22 protein-coding genes and 1 pseudogene are annotated in these 26,990 nt (G+C 64.1%); 10 read left to right on the top strand and 13 right to left on the bottom strand.

Features of this window, described 5'->3' with window-relative positions; all coding sequences use genetic code 11:
- Window positions 1-64 precede the first annotated feature (64 nt).
- On the bottom strand, window positions 65-1,891 hold the full coding sequence (gene typA / locus BUE39_RS16895; protein WP_073429872.1) for a translational GTPase TypA: 1,827 nt from the start codon (window positions 1,889-1,891) through the stop codon (window positions 65-67).
- 336 nt (window positions 1,892-2,227) lie between these two features.
- Between typA and BUE39_RS16890 the strand changes: the two genes are divergently transcribed.
- The 4 genes from BUE39_RS16890 (at window position 2,228) to BUE39_RS16875 (ending at window position 7,218) form a co-directional block, all read left to right on the top strand.
- Window positions 2,228-2,743, top strand: a complete 516-nt coding sequence (locus tag BUE39_RS16890; protein WP_073429870.1) for a MarR family winged helix-turn-helix transcriptional regulator — start codon at window positions 2,228-2,230, stop codon at window positions 2,741-2,743.
- 49 nt (window positions 2,744-2,792) lie between these two features.
- Window positions 2,793-4,301, top strand: coding sequence for an efflux transporter outer membrane subunit (locus BUE39_RS16885; RefSeq protein ID WP_073429868.1), 1,509 nt, complete (start codon window positions 2,793-2,795; stop codon window positions 4,299-4,301).
- A gap of 72 nt (window positions 4,302-4,373) precedes the next feature.
- Window positions 4,374-5,621, top strand: a complete 1,248-nt coding sequence (locus BUE39_RS16880) for an EmrA/EmrK family multidrug efflux transporter periplasmic adaptor subunit (RefSeq protein WP_073429865.1) — start codon at window positions 4,374-4,376, stop codon at window positions 5,619-5,621.
- Between the two features lie 34 nt (window positions 5,622-5,655).
- Entirely contained in the window at window positions 5,656-7,218 is a 1,563-nt protein-coding gene (locus BUE39_RS16875) for a DHA2 family efflux MFS transporter permease subunit (RefSeq protein WP_073429863.1), read from the top strand.
- 97 nt (window positions 7,219-7,315) lie between these two features.
- Here BUE39_RS16875 and truB read toward each other — a convergent pair whose 3' ends face one another.
- The 9 genes from truB to BUE39_RS16830 all read right to left on the bottom strand — a co-directional run bounded on the left by truB (window position 7,316) and on the right by BUE39_RS16830 (window position 20,143).
- Window positions 7,316-8,269, bottom strand: a complete 954-nt coding sequence (gene truB, locus BUE39_RS16870; protein WP_073429861.1) for a tRNA pseudouridine(55) synthase TruB — start codon at window positions 8,267-8,269, stop codon at window positions 7,316-7,318.
- 95 nt (window positions 8,270-8,364) lie between these two features.
- Window positions 8,365-8,730 carry a 30S ribosome-binding factor RbfA gene (gene rbfA / locus BUE39_RS16865; protein WP_042324072.1) on the bottom strand — a complete coding sequence of 122 codons (366 nt, stop codon included), beginning with the start codon at window positions 8,728-8,730 and terminating at the stop codon, window positions 8,365-8,367.
- A gap of 201 nt (window positions 8,731-8,931) precedes the next feature.
- Window positions 8,932-11,877 carry a translation initiation factor IF-2 gene (infB, locus tag BUE39_RS16860; protein WP_073429859.1) on the bottom strand — a complete coding sequence of 982 codons (2,946 nt, stop codon included), beginning with the start codon at window positions 11,875-11,877 and terminating at the stop codon, window positions 8,932-8,934.
- Window positions 11,878-11,971: 94 nt separating this feature from the next.
- Window positions 11,972-13,447: a transcription termination factor NusA gene (gene nusA, locus BUE39_RS16855; protein WP_073429857.1), complete on the bottom strand. Its 1,476-nt coding sequence runs from the start codon at window positions 13,445-13,447 to the stop codon at window positions 11,972-11,974.
- Entirely contained in the window at window positions 13,444-13,902 is a 459-nt protein-coding gene (gene rimP / locus BUE39_RS16850) for a ribosome maturation factor RimP (protein ID WP_007182297.1), read from the bottom strand. Before rimP ends, nusA begins: the two co-directional genes overlap by 4 nt.
- A 517-nt stretch (window positions 13,903-14,419) precedes the next feature.
- Entirely contained in the window at window positions 14,420-16,300 is a 1,881-nt protein-coding gene (gene rluB / locus BUE39_RS16845) for a 23S rRNA pseudouridine(2605) synthase RluB (protein ID WP_073429855.1), read from the bottom strand.
- A gap of 63 nt (window positions 16,301-16,363) precedes the next feature.
- Window positions 16,364-17,530, bottom strand: coding sequence for an SMC-Scp complex subunit ScpB (gene scpB, locus BUE39_RS16840; RefSeq protein ID WP_073429853.1), 1,167 nt, complete (start codon window positions 17,528-17,530; stop codon window positions 16,364-16,366).
- Between the two features lie 361 nt (window positions 17,531-17,891).
- Window positions 17,892-19,115 (bottom strand): pyridoxal phosphate-dependent aminotransferase, encoded by a 1,224-nt coding sequence (locus BUE39_RS16835; protein WP_073429851.1) that lies wholly within the window; start codon window positions 19,113-19,115, stop codon window positions 17,892-17,894.
- A 125-nt stretch (window positions 19,116-19,240) separates the two neighbouring features.
- The gene (locus tag BUE39_RS16830; protein WP_073429849.1) at window positions 19,241-20,143 is read right to left on the bottom strand and encodes a LysR family transcriptional regulator; all 903 of its coding nucleotides are present in this window, start codon (window positions 20,141-20,143) and stop codon (window positions 19,241-19,243) included.
- A 407-nt stretch (window positions 20,144-20,550) separates the two neighbouring features.
- On the opposite strand from BUE39_RS16830, the pseudogene BUE39_RS16825 reads away from it, so the two are divergent.
- Window positions 20,551-20,946, top strand: a pseudogene (locus tag BUE39_RS16825) (transposase); the annotation flags it as partial.
- Window positions 20,947-21,236: 290 nt separating this feature from the next.
- The gene (locus tag BUE39_RS35510) at window positions 21,237-21,491 is read left to right on the top strand and encodes a hypothetical protein (RefSeq protein ID WP_073429847.1); all 255 of its coding nucleotides are present in this window, start codon (window positions 21,237-21,239) and stop codon (window positions 21,489-21,491) included.
- Window positions 21,492-21,865: 374 nt separating this feature from the next.
- Here the strand turns inward: BUE39_RS35510 and BUE39_RS16815 are convergent, their stop codons facing one another.
- Complete coding sequence (locus BUE39_RS16815) at window positions 21,866-22,189, bottom strand: hypothetical protein (RefSeq protein ID WP_073429845.1); 324 nt, start codon at window positions 22,187-22,189, stop codon at window positions 21,866-21,868.
- A gap of 266 nt (window positions 22,190-22,455) precedes the next feature.
- Here BUE39_RS16815 and BUE39_RS16810 point away from each other — a divergent pair, with 266 nt between their 5' ends.
- From BUE39_RS16810 to BUE39_RS16800, 3 genes are all read left to right on the top strand, one after another.
- Complete coding sequence (locus BUE39_RS16810) at window positions 22,456-23,175, top strand: YdcF family protein (RefSeq protein ID WP_235004889.1); 720 nt, start codon at window positions 22,456-22,458, stop codon at window positions 23,173-23,175.
- 250 nt (window positions 23,176-23,425) lie between these two features.
- Window positions 23,426-23,671 (top strand): hypothetical protein, encoded by a 246-nt coding sequence (locus tag BUE39_RS16805; RefSeq protein WP_073429841.1) that lies wholly within the window; start codon window positions 23,426-23,428, stop codon window positions 23,669-23,671.
- Between the two features lie 336 nt (window positions 23,672-24,007).
- Complete coding sequence (locus BUE39_RS16800; RefSeq protein ID WP_007182306.1) at window positions 24,008-24,265, top strand: hypothetical protein; 258 nt, start codon at window positions 24,008-24,010, stop codon at window positions 24,263-24,265.
- A gap of 64 nt (window positions 24,266-24,329) precedes the next feature.
- Here BUE39_RS16800 and BUE39_RS16795 read toward each other — a convergent pair whose 3' ends face one another.
- Window positions 24,330-24,620 (bottom strand): putative quinol monooxygenase, encoded by a 291-nt coding sequence (locus BUE39_RS16795; protein WP_073429915.1) that lies wholly within the window; start codon window positions 24,618-24,620, stop codon window positions 24,330-24,332.
- A gap of 572 nt (window positions 24,621-25,192) precedes the next feature.
- Here BUE39_RS16795 and BUE39_RS16790 point away from each other — a divergent pair.
- The gene (locus BUE39_RS16790; protein ID WP_073429839.1) at window positions 25,193-26,488 is read left to right on the top strand and encodes an EAL domain-containing protein; all 1,296 of its coding nucleotides are present in this window, start codon (window positions 25,193-25,195) and stop codon (window positions 26,486-26,488) included.
- Here the strand turns inward: BUE39_RS16790 and arfB are convergent.
- Window positions 26,485-26,889 (bottom strand): alternative ribosome rescue aminoacyl-tRNA hydrolase ArfB, encoded by a 405-nt coding sequence (gene arfB / locus BUE39_RS16785; RefSeq protein WP_073429837.1) that lies wholly within the window; start codon window positions 26,887-26,889, stop codon window positions 26,485-26,487. The genes BUE39_RS16790 and arfB overlap by 4 nt on opposite strands.
- Between the last annotated feature and the right edge of the window lie 101 nt (window positions 26,890-26,990).

Here is a 26,990-nt window from a genome sequence, read left to right as displayed (position 1 = left end):
AAGCCACCCGGAGGTGGCTTTTGCCTGTCTTACCTTGCCATCATGCCGCGCAAGGCGAGGTCAATCAGTCCACGGCGCCCTTACGGCTTGCGCTGCGGCGCTCGTGTTCCTTCAGATAGCGCTTGCGCAGACGGATCGATTGCGGCGTGACTTCGACCAGTTCATCGTCGTCGATGAATTCAACCGCGTATTCCAGCGACATCTGGATCGGCGGCACGAGGCGCACCGCTTCGTCGGTACCCGACGAACGCACGTTGGTCAATTGCTTGCCCTTGATCGGGTTCACGACCAGGTCGTTGTCCCGGCTGTGAATGCCGATGATCATGCCTTCGTACAGCGGCTCGCCCGGCGACACGAACATGCGGCCGCGATCCTGCAATTTCCACAGCGCGTAAGCGACTGCCGCGCCGTCGTCCTGCGAAATCAGCACGCCGTTGCGACGCTCGCCGACCGCGCCTTCCCTGACCGGCTGATACGAGTCGAACGTGTGGCTCATCAGGCCCGTGCCGCGCGTGAGCGTGAGGAATTCCGACTGGAAGCCGATCAGGCCACGTGCCGAAATGCGGTACTCGAGACGCGTGCGGCCACGGCCGTCCGACGCCATGTCGAGCATTTCGCCCTTGCGGCGGCCGAGTTCTTCCATCACGCCGCCCTGGTGGGCGTCTTCCATGTCGACGGTCAGGTTTTCGTACGGCTCGTGCTTCACACCGTCGATTTCCTGCATCACCACGCGCGGACGCGACACGGCCAGCTCGTAGCCTTCACGGCGCATGTTTTCCACGAGAATGGTCAGGTGCAATTCACCGCGGCCGGCCACTTCGAAGGTGGTTTCGTCGCCGGTTTCCTTCACGCGCAGCGCGACGTTGTGGTTCAGCTCCTTCATCAGACGGTCGCGAATCTGACGGCTCGTGACGAACTTGCCTTCGCGACCGGCGAGCGGCGACGAGTTGACGAGGAAGTTCATGGTCAGCGTGGGTTCGTCGACGGTGATCATCGGCAGCGCTTCCGGCTGTTCCGGCGAGCAGATGGTCACGCCGATGCCGATTTCCTCGATACCGTTGATCAGCACGATGTCGCCGGCCTCGGCCGATTCGACCTGCACGCGCTCCAGACCCTTGAACGACAGCACCTGGTTGATCTTGCGATTCAGGATCGCGCCGTCGGGGCCCGAACGCACGGCTACGGCCATGCCCGGCTTGATGCGGCCGCGCGTGATGCGGCCCACGCCGATACGGCCAACATACGACGAATAGTCGAGCGACGTGATCTGCAGTTGCAGCGGCGCTTCCGGATCGGCCGGGCGAACCGGTACGTGTTGCAGCACGGCGTAGAACAGCGGACGCATGTCGCCTTCACGCACGTCCGGCGTCAGGCCGGCGTAGCCGTTCAAGCCCGATGCGTAGACGATCGGGAAGTCGAGCTGCTCGTCCGACGCGCCCAGCTTGTCGAACAGGTCGAAGGTCTGGTTGATCACCCAGTCGATGCGCGCGCCCGGACGATCAACCTTGTTGATCACGACGATCGGCTTCAGGCCGAGCGCCAGCGCTTTCTTGGTCACGAAGCGCGTTTGCGGCATCGGGCCTTCGACCGCATCCACCAGCAGCAGCACCGAGTCGACCATCGACAGCACGCGCTCCACTTCACCGCCGAAGTCGGCGTGGCCCGGCGTGTCGACGATATTGATGTGCGTGCCTTCGTATTCGACCGCGCAGTTCTTCGACAGAATCGTGATGCCACGTTCTTTTTCGATGTCGTTCGAGTCCATCACGCGTTCGACGACCTGCTGGTTCTCGCGGAACGTGGCGGTCTGGCGGAGGAGCTGGTCGACGAGCGTGGTCTTGCCGTGGTCGACGTGGGCAATGATGGCGATGTTGCGTAGGGCGCGGGTCATAGGAAACCTGGGGACAGTTGGAGTGCGCCGAATGCTCATGCCGGTTACTTGGTTACTTCTCATGAACCACGACAAGCCCAAAGCGCACTTTTGGGAACCCAACATTATAGCACGCACGAATGAAGCTTTCTGGTATTCCCTGACAGACCGAGCATCTTCGGCGCAGCGAAGCGTAGGAAACTATGCGACTTTCGCCGGGAAAATCCCACGCAAAACCGGTCAACGTATAACCTTGAGCAGCAAAAGTTCCTTGCCTAAGCTGTGGTAACGCTTGCCGCGTCAATCAATCCCATCTTATAATCCTGCCTAGTCAACCATTGCGTTCGCACGAGAGTCATGACGAAGCCGTCCCCCACCCCGCCGCCCGAGATCAGCGAATACCAGGTCGGCGAAAGCGTCGGCTACCTGATCACGCGAGTGAGATCGACTATGTCGAATCTGGTCACTCAGCGCAGCATGGCCGAACTGGGCATCACCAGCCAGCAAGGCAGCATCCTGTTCATGGTGGCCAGCGGCAAATGCCTGCTGGCGGCCGAACTGGCCCGTGAATACGGCATTGACGCAAGCGCCGTCACGCGTCTGGTCGACCGACTGGAAAAACGCGGCCTGCTGACGAGAGTGCGCAGCAACGAAGACCGACGCGTGGTTCGTCTCGCGCTGACGCCCGAAGGCCAGGCGATCGCCGCCAGGATGCCCGCGATTTTCACTGGCGTGCTGAACAGCCTGCTGAGCGGTTTCACTCCCGAAGAAGTGGGCTTTCTGAAAAGCATGCTGCGCCGCGTGCTGGTCAACGCCGGCGAACAAACGGGAGTTACCCGTGATGCAGCAAGCAAACCCGACAGCAAATCGTAAGAATTTGCTTGCAGTGTCCATCATTATCTTCACTCAAAGAGTCGAGCGAATGAAATCCCTTTCCCTGTCCGTGCCCGCACTTTCGAGCCGGGCCGCTGTCGCCGCCGCTGTGACGGCGCTCGCCCTCACGGGGTGCGCGAACTACTTCGGTATGAAAAGCGACAAGCAGATGTCGTCGCCGGCTCAGTACGAGTCCGCTCGGAGTCTGCCCAGCGAGAGCGGCCAATGGCCGTCGTTCGACTGGGCCAACCAGTTCGGCGACCCGCAACTGCCCAAGCTGATCGCGGAGGCGCTCGAAGGCAGTCCGTCGATCGCCCAGGCGCAGGCGCGCGTGGCCAAGGCTTCGTCGTATATCGAGAGCTCGCGCTCGGCGCTGTATCCGAAGGTCACCGGCAGCTATTCGTGGACCCGCGAGCTGTTCTCGGGCAACGCGCTCTACCCGCCTCCGTACGGCGGCACCTGGTATAGCGAAAACAACGTGCTCGCGAGCGCGTCATGGGATCTCGACCTGTGGGGCAAAAACCGCCAGCGCCTCGGCCAGGCGGTGTCGCAGGAAAAAGCCGCTGAAGCCGACATGCAGCAGGCGCGCGTGACGCTCGCCGCGTCGGTGGCGAGCAGGTACAACCAGCTCGCGCAGCTGTACGCGCTGCGCGACATCGCCGCGCGTGAAATCGCCAACCGTCAGGAAATCGGCCGCATTACGAACGGGCGCGTCGCCGCCGGTCTCGACACCAACGTCGAGCGGCAAACCGCGAACGGCAACATCGCAACCAGCCAGTCGACGCTGACCGACCTCGACGGCCAGATCACCGTGGTGCGCTATCAGTTGGGCGCGCTGCTGGGCAAGGGTCCCGACCGCGGCCTGCAGATCGCCCAGCCGGTCCTGACCACCGGCGACACCGTGGCGCTGCCGAACAACCTGCCGGCCGATCTCGTGGCGCGCCGCGCGGACATCGTCGCCGCGCGCTGGCAGGTCGAAGCCGCGATGCACGACGTTAAGGAAGCGAAAGCGGAGTTCTTCCCGGACGTCAACCTCGCCGCCGGCTTCGGTTTCGACGCGTTCGGCTGGGGCCGATTCCTCAAGGCGGGCAGCCGCCAGATGCAATTCGGCCCCGCCATCCACCTGCCGATCTTCGACGCCGGCGCGCTGCGCTCGCAGTTGAAGGGACGCTACGCCGATTTCGATCTGGATGTGGCGAACTACAACCAGACGCTGATCAACGCCCTCTCTGACGTGGCGACGCAAGTGTCGTCGATCCGTTCGATCGACCAGCAATCGGGCGACGCGCAGCGCGCGCTCGACGCGTCCACCAAGGCGTATCAGCTGGCCGTGATCCGCTACAAGGCCGGTTTGTCGCCGCAGTTGCAGGTGCTGACCGCCGACCAGAACCGCCTTGCCGCCGAACAGACGGTAACGAGCCTGAAGATGCGCCGCCGCGATATGCAGATCGGTCTCGTCAAGGCGCTCGGCGGCGGTTTCGACGCGACCCAGACCGGCCTCGTGGTGCCGACCGATGCCCCGGCGTCGGCCACCGCCGCGACCGCCGCCGCGAACTGACACGGCATCGGCACCAGACCCGCACGCACACCCGAATAAACGACGACGCTTGAGAGAACCCGGAGCACATCAATGAGCACCCCCCAGCAGCCCGCTGCCCCCGCACAACCGGCGAACAACGGCAAACGCAAGCGCATGATGACGCTGCTCGTCATCGTGATCCTGATCGCCGCGATCGCCTACGGCCTGTACTACTTCCTCGTCGCGCGCTTCCACGAAGACACCGACGACGCGTACGTGAACGGCAATGTCGTGCAAATCACGCCGCAGGTCACCGGCACCGTCGTCGCCGTGAATGCGGACGACACGCAAACCGTGAAGGCCGGCGATCCGCTCGTCGTGCTCGATCCGGCGGACGCGCGCGTCGCGCTGGAACAGGCCGAAGCGAATCTCGCGCAAACGGTGCGCCAGGTGCGCGGCCTGTTCGCCGACGACAACCAATACCAGGCGCAAGTCGCCGTCCGCCAGGCCGATCTGTCGCGCGCTCAGGACGACCTGAAGCGCCGGCTGACGGTCGCGCAAACCGGCGCCGTGTCGCTCGAGGAAATCTCGCACGCGCGCGACGCCGTGAAGAGCGCGCAAGCCGCCGTCGACGCCGCCCAGCAGCAGTTGGCCTCGAACCGCGCGCTGACCGCCAACACCTCGATCGCGAATCACCCGAACGTGCTGTCCGCCGCCGCGAAGGTCCGCGACGCGTACCTGAACAACGCGCGCAACAACCTGCCGGCGCCGGTCACGGGCTATGTCGCGAAGCGCTCGGTGCAGGTCGGCCAGCGCGTCTCGCCGGGCACGCCGCTGATGGCCATCGTGCCGCTCGGCAGCGTGTGGGTCGACGCGAACTTCAAGGAAGTGCAGTTGAAGCACATGCGCATCGGCCAGCCGGTCGAACTGACGGCCGACGTGTACGGTTCGTCGGTGGTGTATCACGGCAAGGTGGTCGGCTTCTCGGCGGGCACGGGCTCGGCCTTCTCGCTGCTGCCCGCGCAGAACGCGACCGGCAACTGGATCAAGGTGGTGCAGCGCCTGCCGGTACGGATCGCGCTCGACCCGAAGGAGCTCGAACAGCATCCGCTGCGCATCGGCCTGTCGATGCAAGCCGACGTGACCATCAAGGACGACCAGGGCGGCCAGCTCGGCCAGGCGCCGAACACGGTCTATCAGACCACCGTGTTCGAGAAGTACGGCGACGAAGCCGACGCGGAAATCGCCCGCATCATCGCGGAAAACGCGGGGCCGAACGGCGGCACGCAGAAGCCGGCGCAAGCCGGCGGCGCGAAGCCCGCCGCCGCCGCTACCGCCGCGGCCGCGAAATTGATGTAAGCCGCGCAACGATTCCTACAAGGTTTTTCGCTTCATGGCTCAGGCTCAGGCGCAAGTTCCTCATCCGCCGCTCGAGGGCGCGCAACTGGTGATCGGCACCATTGCGGTGTCGCTCGCCGTCTTTATGAACGTGCTCGACACGTCGATTGCGAACGTCTCGATTCCGTCCATTTCGGGCGACCTCGGCGTGTCGTCCGACCAGGGCACGTGGGTAATCACCTCGTTCGCGGTGGCGAACGCGATCTCCGTGCCGCTCACCGGCTGGCTCACCGACCGCATCGGTCAGGTGCGCCTGTTCATGGCGTCGATCGTGCTGTTCGTGATCTCGTCGTGGCTGTGCGGCCTCGCGCCCACGCTGCCGTTCCTGCTGGCGTCGCGCGTGCTGCAAGGCGCCGTGGCCGGCCCGATGATTCCGCTGTCGCAAACGCTGCTGCTCGCCAGCTATCCGCGCGCCAAGGCGCCGATGGCGTTGTCGATGTGGGCGATGACCACGTTGATCGCGCCGGTGGCCGGGCCGATTCTCGGCGGCTGGATCTCGGACAACATCTCCTGGCCGTGGATTTTCTACGTCAACATTCCGGTCGGCGCGATTGCCGCCGCGGCCACGTGGATGATCTTCCGCAATCGCGATTCAGTGATTAAAAAAGCGCCGATCGACGGCGTCGGTCTCGGCCTGCTGATCCTTTGGGTCGGCGCGTTGCAGATCATGCTCGACAAAGGCAAGGACCTCGACTGGTTTTCGTCGACCACCATCGTCGTGCTGACGCTGGTCGCGGTGATCGCGCTCGCGTTCTTCGTGGTGTGGGAGCTGACGGCCGAGCATCCGGTGGTCGATCTGTCGCTCTTCAGCAAGCGTAATTTCACGGGCGGCACGGTTGCGCTGTCGGTCGGCTATGGCCTGTACTTCGGCAATCTCGTGCTGCTGCCGTTGTGGCTGCAAACCGATATCGGTTACACGGCAACCGAGGCGGGACTGGTCATGGCGCCGGTCGGCCTGTTCGCCGTGCTGCTGTCGCCGATCACAGGCAAGATCTTGCCGCGTACCGATCCGCGCTATATCGCGACGCTGTCGTTCCTCGTATTCGCGTTGTGCTTCTGGATGCGCTCGCGTTATACGACCGGCGTCGATACGTATTCGCTGCTGCTGCCCACGTTGATTCAAGGCATCGGCATGGCCGGGTTCTTCATTCCGCTGGTGTCGATCACGCTTTCGGGCTTGCCCGGCAACCGGATTCCGGCCGCATCGGGTTTGTCGAATTTCGTGCGGATCATGTGCGGCGGCATCGGCACCTCGATCTTCCAGACGGCGTGGGATCACCGCACCATCATGCATCACGCGCAACTGGCCGAACAGGCTAGCGCGTACAACCCGGTGTTCGATCAGTCGATCCGGCAAATGGGTGCGGCCGGTTTCAGTCAGCCGCAAGCTTATGGATTGTTCAACACGATGGCCACGCAACAGGCCGCGCAATTGGGCGTGAACGATCTGTTCTTCGTGTCGGCCGGCATTTTTGTCGCGCTAATCGCGCTGATCTGGATCACCAGGCCGGAGCGTGCAGGCGGTGACGCCGGCGCGGCGGCGGCGGCCGCGCATTGACGTTGTTGCGTCTTTCCGGGCGCGGCGAAGTGGAATGGAAAAAGGCGGGGCCGCTTTCGAGCGGTCCCGCCTTTTTTCCTTGCTTCGGCTTCGGCTTCTAGCGCTTTAACGCGGCCTGGCTCGCCGTCGTCACCACCAGCCGTTCCGGTGCGAGCACGCCTTCGCCTTGTTTCGCGACACCGAGCAGGCGGCCTTCCCCGTCATACACACGCACGCGCGGCGCATTCACCGCGTCGCCGGTGATCGCCAACTCCGACAGCTTCAGGCGTTGACCGTGCAGAAAGCGGCGAGTCGCGTCCTCATCCAGCCTGACGAGCGGGAACGTGGACAGCAGCGCGTCGACCGGTTGCAGCCACGCGTCCCGCTCGCTTTCCGGCGCGCTCGACAGAGCATCGAGCGTCACCGCGTGTTCCAGCGTCAGCGCGCCGACGCCGGTGCGCCGCAACGCCACCAGATGCGCGCCGCAACCCAACGCTTCGCCGATGTCCTCGGCGAGCGTGCGCACATACGTGCCCTTGCTGCACGTCACGCGAAAGGTCACGTCCGGCAGCGCGCAGGCGAGCAATTCGAGCGCGTGGATCGTCACCTGCCGCCCTTCCCGTTCGACCGTCTGACCGGCGCGCGCGTATTCGTACAGCGGCTTGCCGTCGCGCTTGAGCGCCGAATACATCGGCGGAACCTGGATGATGTCGCCGAGAAACGTCGGTAAAGCCGCAAGGACCGCCGCCTGATCGCACGTCACCTCGCGTGTGTCGATGGTCTCGCCTTCGGCGTCGCCGGTGGTCGTGCGAATGCCGAGGCGCATCGTGGCCTCGTAGGTCTTGTCGGCTTCGAGCAGATCCTGCGAGAACTTGGTGGCTTCGCCGAAGCACAGCGGCAGCAAACCGGTGGCGAGCGGGTCGAGCGTGCCGGTGTGGCCCGCCTTTTTCGCCAGATAGAGACGTTTCGCGCGAATCAGCGCGTCGTTGCTCGACAGGCCGAGCGGCTTGTCGAGCAGCAGCACGCCGTCGAGCGCGCGCCGCGGCACGCGGGGGCGTTGAGGTGCGGTCATGTCAGAAAGACGGATCTTCGAGGTAAACGGAAAGCAAAACGGAAGGCGGCGCCAGGCGCATTGCAGTCAACGGCACGGCAGCGGATAACGCCTGCTCAGTCTTCTTTCGCGCGGTTGGCATTCGCCTCGTCGATCAGACGCGACATTTCGACCGCCCGCTCGATCGTCTTGTCGTAGTGGAAATGCAGCGTCGGCACGGTATGGATATGCAAGCGCTTGAACAGCTGATTGTGCAGATGACCGGCCGCATGCGTGAGCGCTTCCAGCGTCTGCTGCGGGTCGCCCGTCAGCGTCGTGAAATAGACCTTCGCGTGCGCGTAGTCCGGCGTCAGCTCGACGCTTTGAATCGTGACGATGCCGATGCGCGGATCCTTGACCTCACGCAGCAGCTCGGACAGGTCGCGCTGGATCTGATCGGCGATCTGCACGTTGCGATTGGGAGAAGAACGTTTTTTAGGCATGGTGTTGTGTGATCCGTTATGACGGATGCAAAAAGTTGATCGCGTAGCCGCGGTCTTCGTCATGCGGGCGGCATGTGAGCGGCTCGATGACCGTGGGCGGCTGCGGGCGCCATAGGCGACAGGCGCGCCGCCGTGGCTCAAAAAACAACGGGCGGAGCGGGCGCTAAAGCCCGCTCCGCCCGTTGAGCCGTGTCGCGTGAATTACAGCGTACGCGCGACTTCGGTGACTTCGAAGACTTCGAACTGATCGCCTTCGACGATATCGTTGAAGTTCTTGATCGACATACCGCACTCGAAGCCTTGACGGACTTCCTTCACGTCGTCCTTGAAGCGCTTGAGCGAATCGAGCTCGCCCGTGAAGATGACGACGTTGTTGCGCAGCACGCGTACCGACGACGAGCGCTTGACGAAACCGTCCGTGACCATACAGCCGGCCACCGCGCCGATCTTCGGCACCTTGAAGACCTGGCGCACTTCGACGGTGCCCGTCACGACTTCGCGCTTCTCCGGCGCCAGCATGCCGGACATCGCGGCCTTCACCTCATCCACTGCGTCGTAGATGATGTTGTAGTAGCGAATATCGACACCGTTGGCTTCCGCCAGCTTGCGCGCCTGTGCATCCGCACGGGTGTTGAAGCCGATGATCACCGCCTTCGAAGCCGTTGCCAGGTTGACGTCGGACTCGCTGATGCCGCCCACGGCGCCGTGCACGATCTGCACGCGGACTTCGTCGGTGGAGAGCTTGAGCAGCGACTGCACCAGCGCTTCCTGCGAACCCTGCACGTCGGCCTTGACGATGAGCGGCATGTACTGCACTTCGCCTTCGCCCATCTGTTCCAGCATGTTCTCGAGCTTCGCGGCCTGTTGCTTAGCCAGCTTGACGTCGCGGAACTTGCCTTGACGGAACAGCGCGACTTCACGCGCCTTGCGGTCGTCCGGCATGACGATGACTTCTTCACCGGCTTGCGGCACTTCCGACAGACCCTGGATTTCCACCGGGATCGACGGACCGGCGGACTTGGTCGGCTTGCCGGTTTCGTCGAGCATGGCTCGCACGCGGCCGTAAGCGCTACCCGCCAGCACCACGTCGCCACGGTTCAGCGTACCGGACTGGACGAGGATCGTTGCGACCGGACCCTTACCCTTGTCGAGCTTCGCTTCGATGACGAGACCCTTGGCCGCCGCTTCGACCGGCGCCTTCAGTTCCAGCACTTCGGCTTGCAGCAGCACGTTTTCGAGCAGGTCGTCGATGCCCGCGCCGGTTTTCGCCGACACCGACACGAACGGCGAATCGCCACCGTATTCTTCCGGCACGACGCCTTCCGCGACGAGTTCCTGCTTCACGCGCTCCGGATTCGCATCCGGCTTGTCGATCTTGTTGATCGCGACGACGAGCGGCACGCCGCCGGCCTTCGCGTGGGCGATCGCTTCCTTCGTTTGCGGCATCACGCCGTCGTCGGCTGCGACCACCAGAATCACGATGTCGGTTGCTTTCGCGCCGCGGGCACGCATGGCCGTAAAGGCCTCGTGACCCGGCGTATCGAGGAACGTGATGACGCCGCGCGGCGTTTCGACGTGATAGGCGCCGATGTGCTGCGTGATCCCGCCCGCTTCACCCGCTGCCACCTTGGCGCGGCGGATGTAGTCGAGCAGCGAGGTCTTGCCGTGGTCGACGTGACCCATGACCGTGACGACCGGCGGACGCGGCAATGCTTCCGCATCGCTGATTTCGCCTTCGACCAGCATCGCTTCCGGGTCGTCCAGCTTGGCCGCGACCGCATGGTGGCCCAATTCCTCGACGATGATCATCGCCGTTTCCTGGTCCAGCATCTGGTTGATCGTGACCATCTGGCCGAGCTTCATCATCGACTTGATGACTTCCGACGCCTTCACCGCCATCTTGTGCGCAAGATCGGCGACCGTGATGGTTTCCGGCACATGCACTTCACGCACGATCGGTTCGGTCGGCGCCTGGAACGTGGTGCTCTGATCCTGATGCTTGCCGCGACCCTTCGGGCCGCCGCGCCAGCCGCGATCGACGCCGCCGCTGGTATCGCCGCGCGTCTTGATGCCGCGGCGCTTGGCTGCGTCGTCCTGCCAGTTGCCCTTGCCCGCCGGCTTCTTCTTGTCGCCCGCCGACGGCGCCGTCGTGGCGGCCGGAGCCGCGACAGCCGGCTTCCTGGCGGCCGGGCGTGCCGTTGCTTCACCTGCCGGACGTGCCGGCTTGTGCAGCGTGCCCTTGGCTTCGGCGGCCTTGGCCGGCTCAGCGGGCTTCGGTGCCGGCTCCGGCGCCTTGACCTGCGCCTTGCGCGGCGTGTTCATCATTTCGCGAATCGCACGCGCCTCGGCTTCAGCCGCTGCGCGACGCTTGGCGATTTCTTCCTGTTCGGCGCGCGCTTTCTCAGCGGCTTGACGCGCCGCGTCTTCCGCCTTCTTCGCAGCCTCGCGTTGCGCCGCGCGTTCCGCCGCGGCGCGTTCGTCGTCCTGCTCGACGGCGGGTTGCGCAGCCTTGGCAGCCGCCGGTTCGGCTTTCGCCGTGACCGGCTGCGCAGCTTGCGCCGGCTGCTGAGGCTTCTCGCGAGCCGCCGCTTCGGCCGCAGCCGCCGCGCGCTTCTTCGCCGCTTCTTCTTCCGCACGGCGGCGCTCGGCTTCTGCAGCCTGCTCGCGCGCCTGACGTTCGGCTTCCTCGCGTTCGAGTTGTTCCTGACGCGCTTTCAGCTCCTGAGCCTGCTTTTCGAGCAGCTCGGCTTCGTGACGCGCTTCCTCTTCACGACGCTGGAGTTCCAGATCGTCGACGTCGGCCTCGGCCACATGATTCGATGCTTCCGCGCCTTCACTGACGGTTTCGTCGCGGCGGACGAAAGTGCGCTTCTTACGCACCTCGACCTGAATGGTGCGAGCCTTGCCCGTCGCGTCGGACTGCTTGATCTCCGACGTATGCCGTTTCGTCAGCGTGATCTTGCGCTTGTCCGCATCAGTCGAGCCGTGAGACTTGCGCAAGTGGTCGAGCAGACGCGCCTTGTCCGTTTCGGACAAGGTGTCGTCTTCGCTCGCTTTGGTGACGCCTGCCGCCTGCAGCTGCTCGAGCAGCACGCCTGCAGGCATTTTCAGTTCCGCGGCAAATTGGGCTACGTTGTTACTCGCCATTCATTCCTCTTAATGCAAGGACCGATTCCTTGCGGTTAGCATCGGGTCATGCGGCCTGACGGCCGCGTTCAATTTAGTGCGCCATGGTCATTTCTCACTGGAACCAGTGTTCACGTGCTTTCATGATCAACGCCTTAGCGGCATCCTCTTCCATTCCGGTCATCTCGACCAGTTCATCCACAGCCAGCTCGGCGAGTTCGTCGCGCGTCTGGATCTGGTGTTCGGACAGCTTGGCGAGCAGGTCGGCGTCGACGCCTTCCACGCTCTTCAGGTCGAGCGCTACATTTTCGACCTTTTCTTCGTTCGCGATCGCCATCGTCAGCAATGCATCGCGCGAGCGATTACGCAGTTCGTGAACGGTGTCTTCGTCGAATGCCTCGATTTCGAGCATCTCGTTGAGCGGCACATAAGCGATCTCTTCGAGGCTCGTGAAGCCTTCGTCGATCAGGATGTCGGCGACTTCCTCGTCGACATCGAGACGCGCCATGAACAGGTCACGCAATACACCGCGTTCCTGATTCTGCTTTTGCGCGGATTCGTCCGGCGTCATGATGTTGATCTGCCAGCCGGTGAGTTCGCTGGCAAGACGCACGTTCTGGCCGCTGCGGCCGATCGCGACCGCCAGCTCGTTTTCGTCGACGACGACGTCCATTGAATGCTTTTCTTCATCGACGACGATCGACTGGACGGCTGCCGGCGCGAGCGCGCCGATCACGAACTGTGCGGGATCTTCCGACCATAGCACGATGTCGACGTTTTCGCCACCGAGCTCGTTACGCACCGCCTGTACGCGCGAGCCGCGAATGCCGACGCAAGTGCCGATCGGATCGATACGTTTGTCGTAAGCGATCACGCCGATCTTGGCGCGCACACCCGGATCGCGGGCCGCCGCCTTGATTTCCAGCAGGCCCTGTTCGATTTCCGGCACTTCCATCTCGAACAGCTTCATCAGGAATTCGGGCGCGGTACGCGACAGTTCGATCTGCGGGCCGCGCGCGGTGCGATCGACCTTGGCGATATAGGCGCGCACGCGGTCGCCCACGCGCAGGTTTTCCTTCGGAATCAGTTGATCGCGGCGCAAAAGCGCTTCGACACGGCCGGTTTCGACGATGAAGTTGCCCTTGTCGAGACGCTTCACCGAGCCGGTCATGATGTGCTCGCCACGCTCGAGGAAGTCGTTCAGGATCTGTTCGCGTTCCGCGTCGCGCACCTTTTGCAGGATCACCTGCTTGGCGGCCTGCGCGCCGATGCGGCCGAATTCGATCGACGGCACCGGTTCCTCGATGTATTCGTCGAGTTGAATGTCGGGCTTCTGTTCACGCGCTTCGAACAGCAGGATTTCCTGATCCGGCTCCTGCAAACCGGCTTCGTCCGGCACCACGCGCCAGCGGCGAAACGTTTCGTGTTCGCCGCTTTCACGGTCGATATGGACGCGGATATCCGCGTCTTCTTCGAAGAGTTTCTTGGAGGCCGAAGCGAGAGCCGCCTCGAGCGCGGCAAATACCACGTCTTTGTCGACGTTCTTCTCGCGTGCCAGCGCATCCACCAGCATCAACACTTCGCGACTCATTGTTTGCGGCTCCTAAAGTCAACTTTCGGAACGAGGCGTGCTTTATCCATGTCCGCGAGCGTGAAATCAAGCATCGCGGCGCCTTCCTTCCCTTCAAATTCCAGACCGATCGTCTCGCCTTGCGGAGCATGCAGGATGCCCCGGTACGATTTCCGTCCGTCCAATGGCTTTTTCAATGTGATTACCACTTCGCTGCCTGCGAAGCGTTCAAAATCCGCCAGTTTTTTCAGCGGGCGGTCGAGACCCGGCGACGACACTTCGAGCCGCTCGTAATCGATATTTTCGACCGTCAGAACGTGCTGGAGCTGACGCGTGACTTTCTCGCAGTCTTCGATCGCAATGCCGGCCGGCTGGTCGATATAAATACACAACATGCCGCGCCCGGTGCGCTCGAGATCGACGAGCTCGTAGCCGAGTCCCACGACCGTGGTTTCAATCAGTTCCGTCAGTTGCACAGTGCCCTCTTAGATGTTCGCGCAGCGAGCCTGCCGCCTGTTTTGCAAACAACCAATGCGGGCCGCGCGCCAAGCCGGCGCACGTTCGTGCTACCCGAGATGCCAAACCACATAAACTGAGCGGCAAAAAAAAATGGGCTAAACGCCCATCATCTTATTGCCGGTGGTCGCACCTGAGCCGCACATGAAAAGCCGCACGCCCAGCGACTTCGCGATTGTAGCCATTTTTCGGGACAAACGCAAACCCGCAGAACGCCGCGTGAAGCGCATTTCCGCTTGATTTCATGGGAAATCGTTCGAACGATATGGCGGCGCTTTGGGCCTTTTGCAAGGCGGTTTGCGCGGCCCGCTCCTGGCTTGGCGAGCAAGCAGAGCGACTCTGCCCCGATTTGCGCTCACGCCGCGATTTTTATGCGCCGCATGAAATGCGCGGCGCTCGTCGATCGATTCCGCCGAGGGCCGCACGTATTAGGGAGCGCGATACGCGACAGCCCGCCACGCGCGACTTCGTTACCGCTTAACGGCCACGTGAGCGGCCGCGCGGTGCGCCGCCGCCGCGATTGGCGCCACCCGCATTGGCATTGCCGCCGCCCGCACGGTTGCCCGCACCGCCGCTGCCGCCGCGATTGCCGCCCGGCCCGCGACCGCCGCCGCCCGGATTGCCGCCAGCGCCGCCGACGCGCTTGCCGCCGCCTGCCGCCCGATTGCTATTGCCCGACGGCGCACGATTGCCGTCGACGTCACGTCCGCCACGCGGACCGCCCGTGCCGCCGCCCATCGGGCCGCTGAAGCCGCCGCCGGCCCCACGCCCCGCTCCACGGCTGCCATAGCCGCCACCAAAGCCGGTGCCCGCACCGCCGCCGAAGCCGCCGCCCGCCGCACCACGACGACCCTGGCCGCGCGGCTGCTGCTCGAAACGGCCGTGCGACATCAGCACCGGCTCACGATTGATGAAGCCCATCGACGTTTGCATCGGATCCGGCTGCTTGCGCTCCGGCGCGGCGCCGCGACCGCCCTTTTCTTCTGTCGGCGCCTTCAGGCCGACCGACGCCATCAGCGCGCGAACCTGATTGTCCTCGAGCTCTTCCCAGCGGCCGCGCTTCAAACCTTTCGGCAGCGAAATCGGGCCGTGACGGGTACGGATCAGACGGCTGACCATCAGGCCGGCCGCTTCGAACATGCGGCGCACTTCGCGATTACGCCCTTCGGCGAGCGCGACGTGATACCAGTGATTAGTGCCTTCGCCGCCGCCGTCGCGAATACGCAGGAAATTCGCCGGACCGTCTTCCAGCTCGACGCCATGCAGCAGCTTCTGACGCATGCCTTCGGCCAGTTCGCCGACCACGCGCACCGCATATTCACGCTCGACGCTATAACGCGGGTGCATGAAACGGTTCGCCAGATCGCCCGACGTGGTCAGCATCAGCAGACCTTCCGTATTGAAGTCGAGGCGGCCGACCGCGAGCCACTTGGCGGTTTTCATCGGCGGCAGCTTGTCGAATACCGACGGACGGCCTTCCGGATCGGCGTGACTGACGATTTCGCCGGTCGGTTTGTGATACAGCAGCACGCGCGGCGGCTTGTTGGCCAGCTTGCGTTTGACCGGCTTGCCGTTGATGCGAACTTGGTCGGTCGGCATGATGCGCTGCCCGATGTGAGCCGGCTCGCCGTTCACCGACACGCGGCCGGCGACGATCAGCTCTTCCATGTCGCGGCGCGAGCCCATGCCGGCTTCGGCCAGCACCTTGTGCAGCTTCGGCGCGTCGTCGTCCGCCGCCAGCACGCGCTTGGGCGCGGCCGGCTTGCCACGGCGCAGCATCGGCGCGCGCACGCCGCCGGTGGCGCTGTTGTCGGCATCGAATGCGGGCGAGGTGACGTACGAGAACAGATCGTCCTGGCCGGCTTCCGTGGCCGCGGCCGCCGGTGCTTCGGCGCCGCGGCGGTTCTGACGCTGACCGCCTTCACGCGGCTGGCGCTCGCCCCGCCCACCTTCGCGAGCGCCGCCCTCGCGGGGTGCGCCTTCACGTTGACCACCTTCGCGTTTCGCCCCGCCGGCATTGCGCCGCGGACCTTGTCCCTTGGCGCCGGCTTCCTTGCGCGGCATGCGCACTTGCGCGACCACCTCGCCGTCAGGCGGGGCCTCGGTGACGACCGGCGCTCCTTGCGCGGGCGCGCCTTCGGCGCCCTTCGTCTTCGCTCCGGCGCGGCGCCGCGCGATCAGGCTGCGCGGCCCGCGACGCAGGCCGCGGCGCGGACGGTCCTCGCCGTCTGCTTCCGTGGTCTGCGCCGGGCGCTCGCCCTCGCCTGCCGATGCTTGCGTGGCGTGCGTCTCGTCAGCGCGCGCCGACGGCACGGCGCGCTCGGATTCGGACGAATCGGTGTCGTGGGTATGTGTCAAAACAACCTCAAAATGTCAGGTCGCGCGCGCCCATTGCGGGCGCGGCAAAAAAGTTCGGTTACGTCAGGCGCTGCGCGACTCGGGTTCGTCGTCGGTCAGAATGCCTGCGTCCTGTGCGGCATCGCGACGATCTTTACGATCGCCGTGCGCCGCCGTGGTCGGGTTCGGCTCGGCGGCGCGCTCCGTATTGCGGAGCGCGCCCGAGTCGCGCGCGGGTATTGCGGGATCGGCCTGGGAGACCGGATCGTGATTCAGTGCAGGTTCGGCGGCGCCGGCCTGCGGTACAACCTTTGCCGCTTCTTCAGCATGTTCTTGCGCGGCCGGTGCGCCGGCAGCGTCGTTTTGCGACTCGGACGCCGCTGCCATATCCGCCGCTTTAACCGCCGTCTCCGCTGACTCCCTGTGTTCAGCATGCGGCGCTTGATACTCTTTAGCTATTTCCGTTCCCGCCGTTCCAGGCGTCTCTTCGACATGGCCGGTGTCTTCATGGCTAGCTGTGTCCGCCGATCCGGCCAGCGGCGCTTCGTTCGCTGCTTGCAAGGCTTCGTGCGGTTCGCCGCCAACGCTCGCGCCATGCGATTCGTCGACCGCCTCGGTCGTGCCGGAGTCGGCCGGCTCTTCGATCACGGCCTCTTCGCTCGCAGCCAATGCCTGAGCCGCTTCCACATCCGAAAACTCGATTGCGTGCTGCCCGAGAAGATCCGCGTTCAGTTGCGCGGACGGATCGGCGAGCGGCGGCAATTCGTCGAGCGCCGTCAAACCGAGGTCGTCGAGAAACTGCCGTGTGGTCGCATACAGCGCCGGACGGCCCGGCACGTCGCGATGACCGATCACCTCGATCCAGCCGCGGTCCTCGAGTTGCTTGACGACCTGCGTATTCACGGTGACGCCGCGAATCTCCTCGATATCGCCACGCGTGACCGGTTGCCGGTAGGCGATGATCGCGAGCGTCTCGAGCACCGCGCGCGAATATTTCGGCGGCTTCTCGGGATGCAAACGATCCAGATACGAACGCATCGCGGGCTTGCTTTGAAATCGCCAGCCCGACGCCAACCCGACCAGCTCCACACCGCGCCCGGACCAATCGCGCTTGAGGTCCTCGAGCAAAGTTCGAACGGTGTCTGCCGACACGCCGTCGGCAAAGAGCTTGCGCAACTCGCCGAGCTTTAACGGCTCCTGCGCGCAGATCAAGGCAGTCTCGAGGACGATCTTCGCCTCTTGGGTATTCATGCAGCCAGGTCGACCTTATGAGTTAGGGTCAAAGAACCGGATCAAACAGACGATGTGGAACTGAAGACGCGCTCGCCCGATTCTGATCGGTCATATTGATGGGAGCACGCACCGGGGGGAGGCGAAACAGGCATCGAGCCAAACCCAGCCGGACGGAGCAGCGATATTCCTGAAAGGAATCGCGTGACTGAGCGCCATATTACGCAAAAACAATCAGTGCGTAAAGGCGAAATCCCCCGCGCATATCCGGTCCCGCCTTGATCGGCGCACTTCAGCGCAACGACGCGTGCAAACGGATGGAAGCCGCTTTGCGCAAAAGAGCTTTAAGCTTCCGTCCGGTCCGCCCGCTCGGCTTCGCTCATCACGGTGCGGCACGTTGCGCGAGGAACTGCTTCAGCCGTTCGACACCCGCATCCAGCCGCGCCGTGTCGCAGGCGTAGCACCACCGCACGAAACCCTCGCCTTGCGGGCCGAACGCGCTGCCGGGCGCCACACCCAGGCCGACCTCGCGCACCATCGCCTTGCACAGCTCAAGACTGCGCGAGGCGCCGGGCATCGAAAAGAACAGATACATGGCGCCCGGCGGCGCCTTCACGTCGACACCCGGCACTGCGGACAGCGCCCGCACCAGATGGTCGCGCGATGCCTTCAGGTCGAGCACGAGTTCCTGCGTGAAGCGCTCGCCCTGCTCGACGGCCGTGATGCCCGCCTGCTGAACGAACGCCGGCGCGCACGAGGTGTTGTACTCGACCAGCTTGCCCAGATCGTCCATTAGCGTGGCCGGCGCGACGATCCAGCCGAGCCGCCAGCCGGTCATCAGCCACGCCTTCGAGAACGAGTTCACGCAGATCACGCGTTCGTCGCGACCGGCGAGGTCGAGAAACGATGGCGCGGTGCGTGAGTGCGGGCCGCTCGCGCCGGGATCGGCGTCCGCGTAGTAAAGGCGTTCGTAAACCTCGTCGGCGACGAGCCAGATGCCGTGGCGCCGGCAATGCGCAAGCACGGTGCGCTGCTCGTCGCGGCTCATCACCCAGCCGGTCGGATTGTTCGGCGAGTTGATGAGCAGCATTCGGGTGTCCGGCGTCAGCGCAGCCAGTAGCCGCTCGATGTCGAGTTGCCAGCCGCGCTCGCCGTAGCCCAACGCAACGGTCTCGACATGCGCGCCGAGAATCTTGGGAATCTCGACCAGATTCGGCCACAGCGGTGTGACCGCGACGACTCGGTCGCCCGCGCCCACCACCAGTTGCGCGGCCAGCATCAGCGCATTGACACCCGCGCTCGTCACCGCGACGTGGTCCGGCGACGTCGGCCCATGCAATTCGCTGACGTAGCGGGCGAGCGCCGCGCGCAACGGCGCGATGCCCAGGTTGTGCGTGTAGAAAGTCGCGCCCGCGGCCAGCGCGGCGCTGGCCGAATCGCGGATGAACGACGGCGTGACGCGGTCGGACTCGCCGAACCAGAACGGCAGCACGTCGTCGACGCCGAATCCGGCGTTCGCGACTTCGCGGATCTGCGAAGGACGCAGGGCGCGCACGGCATCGCGCGCATTCGGGATGGATGGCACAGGCAGATCCGATTCGCTCATCGAGGCTTCCAGACGGTGTCGGCTAGGGGTTGAGATTGCGCAGAGGCGACAGTGTAGCGTGGCGCCTGTCGTCAGGACGGCGAAGTCGGCGGTCAATCAGGCGCCGAGCCGAACCGCGACCCGCATCAGCCCAGCTCCTCCGCCCGCGCCGGCAATTGACGAATCAGTTCCCACACCGCCTCGGCCGCCGGCGATAACGAACGGTCGCGCCGCCGCACCAGTTCGACCGTGCGTTGCGCACGCGGCACCAGCGGCCGCGCCACCAGCGTGGCGCCCGCCGGCAGCGGCAACGCGAGCCAGGGGAGCACGCTCACGCCGACGCCCGCCTCGATCAGCCCGAAGACGGTCGCGGAATGACCCAGTTCCTGCACCACCGTCGCGTTGACACCGTGCTCCTGCATCACGGCGTCGATGATCGGCCGGCTGCCTGACGCGTAATCGAGCATGACGAGCTGCTGGCCCTCGAGGTCCGTCCACGCCACCTGCTTGCGGGCCGCCAACGGATGGTCGCCGCGCAAAACGACGCAGAACGAATCCGTCATCAGCGATTCGCTGAGCAGATCGTCGGCGGAAAAGGGGCCGATGATCACGCCGAAATCGACCTCGCCCGATTTGACCTTGCGGACCACGTCGCTTTGCACGTCGTCGCGCAAACCCAGTGTGATGTACGGAAACTGCCGTCCGCACGACGCCACCACGCCCGGCATCAACCGGCAGGCGACCGTCGGACTGGCAGCCACCATGACTCGTCCACGGCGCTGCTCGCCGATTTCACGAATCTCGCGCAGCGCGTCGTCGAGGTCGTTCAATAGACGCGACACGCTCGCAACCAGATTGCCGCCGACATCGGTTAGCTGCACTTCGCGCGTCGTGCGGTCGATCAGCTTGAGGCCGATTTCCCCCTCCAGTTCGCGCACGCAGCGGCTAACGGCCGATTGCGTCAGGCCGATTTCATCGCCCGCCCGACTGAAGCTCTGCAAGCGGGCGACCTCAATGAAAACCCTGAGCTGGCGCAGCGTGACATTCATTTACCAACCTCATCAATGACGCATTTTGATGCGCATTGTATTCGCAAACTTCGCGTCACAGCGGGCGCAGCGGCTTTCGCTGCAATGCAGCGGGAAGGCGCAAACGCACGCTGGCCGGGCCTGATTGCACAAGATTGGTGATTGTCCCGATTTGCGTGATGGGTTTTTTGGATTCTCATACGCCCCTAGCTAGCGCCCGCGCTGGCCCGCCGCTACAGGGCTTCAGGCTGTTGGACTTATGTTGGCACAGTTCCTGCATTTACATGCACACAGGATCGGCGCCATGAGTTCTGACTGCATACAGGACCGTGGCAAGCCCGACCCCCTTGGCACTCGCCTATCGAGTGCATGGAGAGTGCGCGGCGCGGGGCAGCGCACCGGAGTTAGCTTCGCTGAGGTGAAACATGATGCTGTTCGACGATTTGAGAGACAACGAGTGGGCGCTGGTCGAGGCGTTGTTCTGTGCGGAGCCTGCACGGAGCGAACGGCGCGGTCGGCCACGCGTGGAAGCGCGCGCGGTCGTCAACGCCGTGCTTTGGGTGCTGTCGACCGGCGAAGGCTGGTCCAAGCTGCCCGGCCGCTATCCGTCGCCGCCGACTTGCCGCCGCCGCTTCGACGAGTGGCAGGCCGATGGTACGCTCGCCGAAATAGTCAAGCGACTCGGAACGAGCGGCCGCGAAATTTCGCTGCGCGGGCGGATCGGCGCCACCGCTGCGAAACCGCCAGCACCGCCGAGCCGCGACCGTCTGCGCGGCGCATTCTGGACCAATCCGGAATCGTGGCGCGCGCCGGTCAAGATGGCCTGACGCGAATCGTTTCACCCGGGCCCCTTATGGGCGCCCGGCACCTGTCCAGGCCTTCGTGCGTCGCCTCTCGACGCCCGCCTGACTCGTCATGGGCACCGCTCGCCGGCGCGCCCAACGCAGTCGTCCCTTTCCACCCTGCCTGCGCGCTGCGTCAGACGTCCGATGCAGCGAGAGCGTTGCGGGTGAAACATCCATTTACTATTACTTACAGCGTGCTTTCGTCGGTCGGCCTACCTTAGGGGTATGAAAACAGGCCTTGAGTCGATCGGCTTGACGGGAGCTCCAGCATGAAACCAATGTCACTGCTTCTGTGCGGCATTGTGGTTTCATCGATGGCCGCAGCGGCGCTTGCACAGCAACGGCCGGAAGGCTGGAACTGGCGGCCTGACCGCACCGCCAGCCTTCAAGCCTGGCAGCAGCGCGACGCGCGCAGTCGTGACTTCACGCCACCCGCGCCGCGCGGAGATTTGCGTGGCGACATCGCAAGCAACGTGCGCACTCGGCCGGAACCGCCCCGCGAGGATCCAGCGCGCCGGCGTTAGGGAGGGAGCGTCGATCAGAATTCGAATGGAAGCCCGAGCGTCCTGCTGAGTCATCCGCCCCGTTTGCTAGTACCAAATGATTCGCTGTGACTTCGCCGTAGCCGTGAGCCCATTGCGGCAGTGCGAAGCGGATCGATTGGGGAACCACTGGATCCCGCCAACAGTCTCATTCAACGCCATTAGCACAGCGTGGCAGTAGTAATTCCGGTAGCCCGTATCCTCAAGATACGGGCTTTTTTTCATGACCGGACACGAGCCGACGCGCGAGCCACTTCGGCGGAAAGGGCCGGAGTATGGCCGCAGTTTGCAGAACAACGAAATAACCGCCAGCCTCGTGCAACGGTCCGGAAACCAGCGTTAGCCGTGCGCCGAAGCTAGGGCCGCACTTCGAGCGCGGCGGTGGGCCGCGAGTCGGCGGTGGCGACGACGTAGTCGTTCATTCGCTGGTCCGTCCAGCTAAGCAACCGCTCGTCATGTGCGAGCCGCGCAAACTCAGCCTTGCCGCGCTCGGTGAGCACGGCGATGTCGACAGGTGCGTGAAAGCCCGGAGCCGGCGCGACGGTGCGCTGCCGAACGGTATCCATCAGGCCAAGCGCGCGAAGATATTGGAAAACGCCCGGCCGTCTGGCCCATGGGACCTGGCGATATTGCGCCCGCCGCAGCGCTTCAAGTACCGCTTCGTTGGAATACGTGGTCATCTCACTTCTTTCTTAAAGTGCAGCCATGACACATTTATGCCCAACACGTCACCGCGCCACCAGTGACGCGCGTAGCACCCGCCCTGGGCTGGAAGCGGGCTGCAAGTCATGCAGCCGGATTTCCGCCAGGTGCTGCCTGGTCTCGTTTTCGGAACCCCCGTCCGAACAGCGTGTTAGCGTTCTGTCCACGGCCGGCGATGCAACCGCTGCGGCGCGATAGCAGGTTCGTGGATTTGTCCCGAAAGTCATACGTTACCCCATCTAAATTGATTCTATTCACTTTATTAGCGCTTTTTTTTGCAGCAATCGTGCTATGGAAAAGCGCCCGCCGACCGCTCGCCGTTTGTCTGCTCGCCCTGTTCTGGCTGCTCTCGGCCGGCTGGCTCACCGCGCCATTGCTGCAACTGGCGCAACCGCACCGGCAATCCCCTGCGCCCGCCACGTTCGCGCCGCGCACCGCGATCATCCTGCTCGGCGGCGGCACGATTTACGACGCCCACGATGTGCTCGTGCCGCCACGCGACGTGCTCACGCGCATCGCGGTGAGCGCGGCCAACTATGCGAACTGCAAACGCATGGCGCTCACCTGCGAGGTGATCGTGAGCGGTGGCAACCCGCAGCGGCATCGCGCGACCGAAGCCGACACCTATCTGCCCTATCTGCTGGACAAGCAGGTGCCCCGCGCGGACATCGTGCTGGAAAACAGCAGCCGAACGACTTACGAAAACGCGCGCAACGTGTCGACCATTATCGAGCGATCACATTACGATTCCTTGATACTCGTCACATCCGCGTATCACATGCCGCGCGCATTAATGAACTTCCAGTTGTTCGGTCTCTCACCGCAACCTGTCATCTCGAGCGCGCGGCGCGCCCATGTCGGTGTACTCCCGCGGTATGAAAATCTTGTGAATGCCGAGATCGCGTTGCACGAGCTGATTGGAATCGCCCAGTTTCAGATTTATCGCGCAATCGGATGGTTCTGAAATGCGAAACATCGCAAAAGCCGCGTTATTTAGAGATGCGAATATTCGCCGCGACAGCTCACCGTGTTGGAGGGCGCAGAAATCAACTGTAAGCCTGACAACAGTCCTTGGACGGCAGTAACAGGATGTAACGAATTGTCATCGTCGTTACAAAGCGTCTGCTGGAGCGGATATTGCTGGCTAGAATGCACTGTCTTTCCATTTGGGTAGACAAATGTTCGGGTCCATAAACCACTCTGCGGAGGTAACGATGAAGAAAGTGTCCCTGGCGATCCTGGTTTCCCTCAGTGCCGTGACGGGCGCAGCTTATGCGCAAGACAGCGGCGTCACGATGAGCACCGATCCGGCCAAGGCCGCCGACGTCGAACAACGCGCGCAAGATTTGCAAAACCGGCAGCAAGCCATGGACAGCGCGCCGGCAGCACCCGCCCAACACCACAAAATGTCGCCGCATCACAAGAAGAAGGCCGCCAAGGCCGATGCAGCCAGTTCGTAAGCGCGGCTAGCCAGATCATCGGCAGCATCGCCGCTGCCTCGCCGTGAAGATTGAAAGCCGAAGCCGGCACGCCGGTTTCGGCTTTTTGTTGTCTAATGACCTTCGGACTTGCAAAGGGACATTGCGACGTACCCACAGGCCTTCGACAAGCAGGCATCGACGGCCTGCCATGGCGTTCACCACCGAGGCGCTGAAGACAGCCAACGCCGCGCCGCAAGGGCGCCGTGCGAGCGCTCCAAGCCCGCTGCATCCGGCCGACGGTATGCTAAAGTCGCGCACCGACCGGCGCCCAGCCGGCATCCCCTAACCCATGCGCACCCTGGTGCGGAGGACAGCATGAGCAACATCCAGCTAGATATCGAATGGACTGAAGCAGCATCCCGCAAGATCGAAAAATTGATGCCGCGCGGCGGTCAGGAAGCGTTCCTCGCGCTGCCGCCCGTCGAATGCCTGCCGATGGAAGGCGACGTGCTGTTTCTCGGCCCGGATGGCAAGCAGCAACCGTTCATCGTCGCCGAACGCCAGTATCACCACGATGGCGATGCCGACTGGACCATCATCCTGATTCTCGACGTCCCGCAAGCGACCCACTGAGCACAAACGGCACGCACCGCCCGGCGCCCGCCGTCGCGCGGCGCTCACCACCGCTCACGAACGCTCAGGCGATCTTCGACACCACGCGGATTTCCGCGTGTTCCACCCAATCCGCCACGGCTTTCCCGTAAGCCTCGATGTGCGCGGATTTCGCATGCGCCGCCAGCGCCTCCTGGCTTTCCCAACGCTCGACGAACACGAACCGGCGCGGCTCCTGCACATCGCGGTGCAGGTCGTACTGCAGCGCGCCTTGCTCGTTGCGCGTCGGCCCGACGATGCCTTCGAGCGCTTCGCGCAGTTGCTCTTCGTAGCCCGGCTTCGCCACCGAGATTGCGACCACCGCGATTTCCGACATACCGTCCCCCTTTTCACGAAAAGCCAGCAGCATACCTGCCGTCTTTCAAACCTGCAGGCTGGCTCGCGGATGCAGCCGGCCGCCATTCGCGCGCGTCGTATGGGCTGACGAAAAGCGCGTGGAAAAGCGCATAACGTCTGAGTACCGTCTCGCCTGGAGTTTGGCGGGCGGCCACTCGCCACCCTGCTACGCTCGCCTCATGCACACGGCAGATCACGACGGGCCGCGACGGCGGCGATGAATGTGTCGCGCACGGCAAGCGCGCGCCATGCTCTCGCGCGAAGTCATGCCGGGCGCCTCGCCGCAGCTGGTCGCAGGGCGATCAAATGACGTTATGCGTCTGTGATAACCCGCACATTCATGCAAATCGCAAACTGCTAGACTGGTTTGACCAATCCGCCGGAGTCCAGCATGGCTGGCATCGTTCTCCGCGTTCCCGCGCGCTTCGCGCCCCACCCCGCCGACGCCTGGGCTGTGCTTTCGTGGCGCGCTGAAACGCGCGCCGAATCGGTCTGCGCACCCGGTCATCCGCTTGCCGCGATGCCACCATGCCCGCTCTCATGCCTGCCCTTATGCCAACCGTCAGCGAATTGACCCTGAGCGGCCTGCTCCCGCATCTGGTCCGGGACGAGTCCGGCTGGACCGCGACGTGGCGCGCGCTGACCCTGCACAGCGCGTTCCAGCCCGTGCTCTCGGTCACACACCAGTGCGTGGTCGGCTACGAAGCGCTGCTGCGCGCCTTCGATCCGGTGGGCTTGCCGGTCTCGCCGGAAGTGCTGTTCTCCGGCACGCGCTCCGCAGCCGACGCGCGCGAGCTCGACCGCATCGCGCGCTGCCTGCATGTGGCGAATTTCATGGAGCAAGGCATCAGCACCGGCTGGCTGTTCCTGAACACGCGCCCGCAGGTGTTCGAGACGGACTGGCCGCAACGCACCTTCATCGATGAGCTGTCCGCGCACTTCGGCCTGCCGCAGGAGCGCATCGTGATCGAGGTGCTCGAACAGCCCGCCGACGATGAATCCGCGGTCGCCAGCATGCTGGCCGCCTCGCAACCGCGCGACTTCCTGATCGCGATCGACGACTTCGGCACCGGCTTTTCGAATTTCGACCGCGTGTGGCGCTTTCGCCCCGACATCGTCAAACTCGACCGTTCACTGGTCGCGCGCGCCGGCAAGCGCGAGGGCGACGATTCGATGATCAGCCACCTGATCGCAATGCTCCACCAATCCGGCACGCTGGTGCTGGCCGAAGGCGTCGAGACCGACGAGGAACTGATGATCCTCATGCAGGCCGACGTGGATTTCGTGCAGGGTTTCTGGCTCGGTCAGCCGCAGAGTTCGGTGCAGGCGGCGTGCGCCAAGGTGCCCGCGTTGCTCGAGTCGATGTGGGGCAAATTCGCCGACTACGAACGCGCGCACGCGCGCCATCAGCGGATCGGTTTTGAAGGTTTTGCGGAGGCGGTGCTGGCCGCGGCCGACGCCTACAAGCTCAGCGGCGATCTGCGCGACGCGGCGCAAGAAGTGTCGCATCTGCGCGAAGCGCGCCGGGTGTTCATCACCGATAGTCGCGGCGAGCAGACCCAGCCGTCGATCACCGCCGTTAGCGTGCCGCCGCCTCCGCTGCGGCTCGCGCCGCTTTACACGAACACGCGCAGCAACTGGTCGCGGCGCGCCTATTTCAAGCATGCGCTCGCGGCGCCGGGGCGCGTCGCCATGATGGGTCCGCACTATTCGCTGGCCGACGGCGAGGACTGCTACACCGCGGCCATCGCGTTCGAGCATGACGGCATGCATGTGCTTTGCGTCGACTTCGTGCCGACGAGCCCGAGCGCCATTGCGCGCGCCGGCGGACGCAGCGGCAAGCGTTAATCGTCCACTCGCCCGCGGCCGGATTTGATCTCGCTGCGCTTGGCCTTGCTGTCGAGACGCCGCAGATTCGACGCGCGCGTCGGCCGGGTCGCGAAGCGCGGCTTGCGCGTGACGCTGACGCTTTCGATCAGTTCGTCGAGCCGCGCGAGCGCCGCCGCGCGATTCATCTCCTGAGTACGATGCTCCTGCGCCTTGATGATGACCACGCCGTCACGCGTAAGCCGGTGATCGGACAGCGCGAGCAGATGCATTTTCAGCACTTCCGGCAACGACGACGCGCGCACGTCGAAGCGCAGATGAATGGCGCTCGATACCTTGTTGACGTTTTGGCCGCCCGCTCCCTGCGCGCGCACCGCGGTCAATTCGATTTCGTTCGGCGGGATCGGATAGCGGGATGTCATGACAGGGGATTGGGTAAAGAGGTGCAAGTGTACACAGCGGCCGCGGCGCCGAAAACCGCTTGCGCCGTCGGCATGGCCGCTTCATCGATAGCGCCGCCGCC

The organism is Paraburkholderia terricola (genome assembly GCF_900142195.1).
Taxonomy (GTDB): Bacteria; Pseudomonadota; Gammaproteobacteria; order Burkholderiales; family Burkholderiaceae; genus Paraburkholderia; species Paraburkholderia terricola.
Note: the sequence above shows the minus strand (reverse complement) of the source record. Positions and strands in the feature narration are given on the sequence as shown.

Excerpts from the sequence above, each read along its gene's own strand:
- BUE39_RS16805 (WP_073429841.1), top strand. The coding sequence starts at position 23,426 with ATGAAGAAAGTGTCCCTGGCGATCCTGGTTTCCCTCAGTGCCGTGACG.
- BUE39_RS16875 (WP_073429863.1), top strand. The coding sequence starts at position 5,656 with ATGGCTCAGGCTCAGGCGCAAGTTCCTCATCCGCCGCTCGAGGGCGCG.
- BUE39_RS16790 (WP_073429839.1), top strand. The coding sequence starts at position 25,193 with ATGCCAACCGTCAGCGAATTGACCCTGAGCGGCCTGCTCCCGCATCTG.
- BUE39_RS16815 (WP_073429845.1), bottom strand. The coding sequence starts at position 22,189 with ATGACCACGTATTCCAACGAAGCGGTACTTGAAGCGCTGCGGCGGGCG.
- nusA (WP_073429857.1), bottom strand. The coding sequence starts at position 13,447 with ATGAGTCGCGAAGTGTTGATGCTGGTGGATGCGCTGGCACGCGAGAAG.
- BUE39_RS16880 (WP_073429865.1), top strand. The coding sequence starts at position 4,374 with ATGAGCACCCCCCAGCAGCCCGCTGCCCCCGCACAACCGGCGAACAAC.
- typA (WP_073429872.1), bottom strand. The coding sequence starts at position 1,891 with ATGACCCGCGCCCTACGCAACATCGCCATCATTGCCCACGTCGACCAC.
- scpB (WP_073429853.1), bottom strand. The coding sequence starts at position 17,530 with ATGAATACCCAAGAGGCGAAGATCGTCCTCGAGACTGCCTTGATCTGC.
- arfB (WP_073429837.1), bottom strand. The coding sequence starts at position 26,889 with ATGACATCCCGCTATCCGATCCCGCCGAACGAAATCGAATTGACCGCG.
- truB (WP_073429861.1), bottom strand. The coding sequence starts at position 8,269 with ATGACCGCACCTCAACGCCCCCGCGTGCCGCGGCGCGCGCTCGACGGC.
- BUE39_RS16800 (WP_007182306.1), top strand. The coding sequence starts at position 24,008 with ATGAGCAACATCCAGCTAGATATCGAATGGACTGAAGCAGCATCCCGC.
- BUE39_RS16835 (WP_073429851.1), bottom strand. The coding sequence starts at position 19,115 with ATGAGCGAATCGGATCTGCCTGTGCCATCCATCCCGAATGCGCGCGAT.
- BUE39_RS35510 (WP_073429847.1), top strand. The coding sequence starts at position 21,237 with ATGAAACCAATGTCACTGCTTCTGTGCGGCATTGTGGTTTCATCGATG.
- BUE39_RS16830 (WP_073429849.1), bottom strand. The coding sequence starts at position 20,143 with ATGAATGTCACGCTGCGCCAGCTCAGGGTTTTCATTGAGGTCGCCCGC.
- BUE39_RS16885 (WP_073429868.1), top strand. The coding sequence starts at position 2,793 with ATGAAATCCCTTTCCCTGTCCGTGCCCGCACTTTCGAGCCGGGCCGCT.
- rbfA (WP_042324072.1), bottom strand. The coding sequence starts at position 8,730 with ATGCCTAAAAAACGTTCTTCTCCCAATCGCAACGTGCAGATCGCCGAT.
- BUE39_RS16795 (WP_073429915.1), bottom strand. The coding sequence starts at position 24,620 with ATGTCGGAAATCGCGGTGGTCGCAATCTCGGTGGCGAAGCCGGGCTAC.
- BUE39_RS16890 (WP_073429870.1), top strand. The coding sequence starts at position 2,228 with ATGACGAAGCCGTCCCCCACCCCGCCGCCCGAGATCAGCGAATACCAG.
- infB (WP_073429859.1), bottom strand. The coding sequence starts at position 11,877 with ATGGCGAGTAACAACGTAGCCCAATTTGCCGCGGAACTGAAAATGCCT.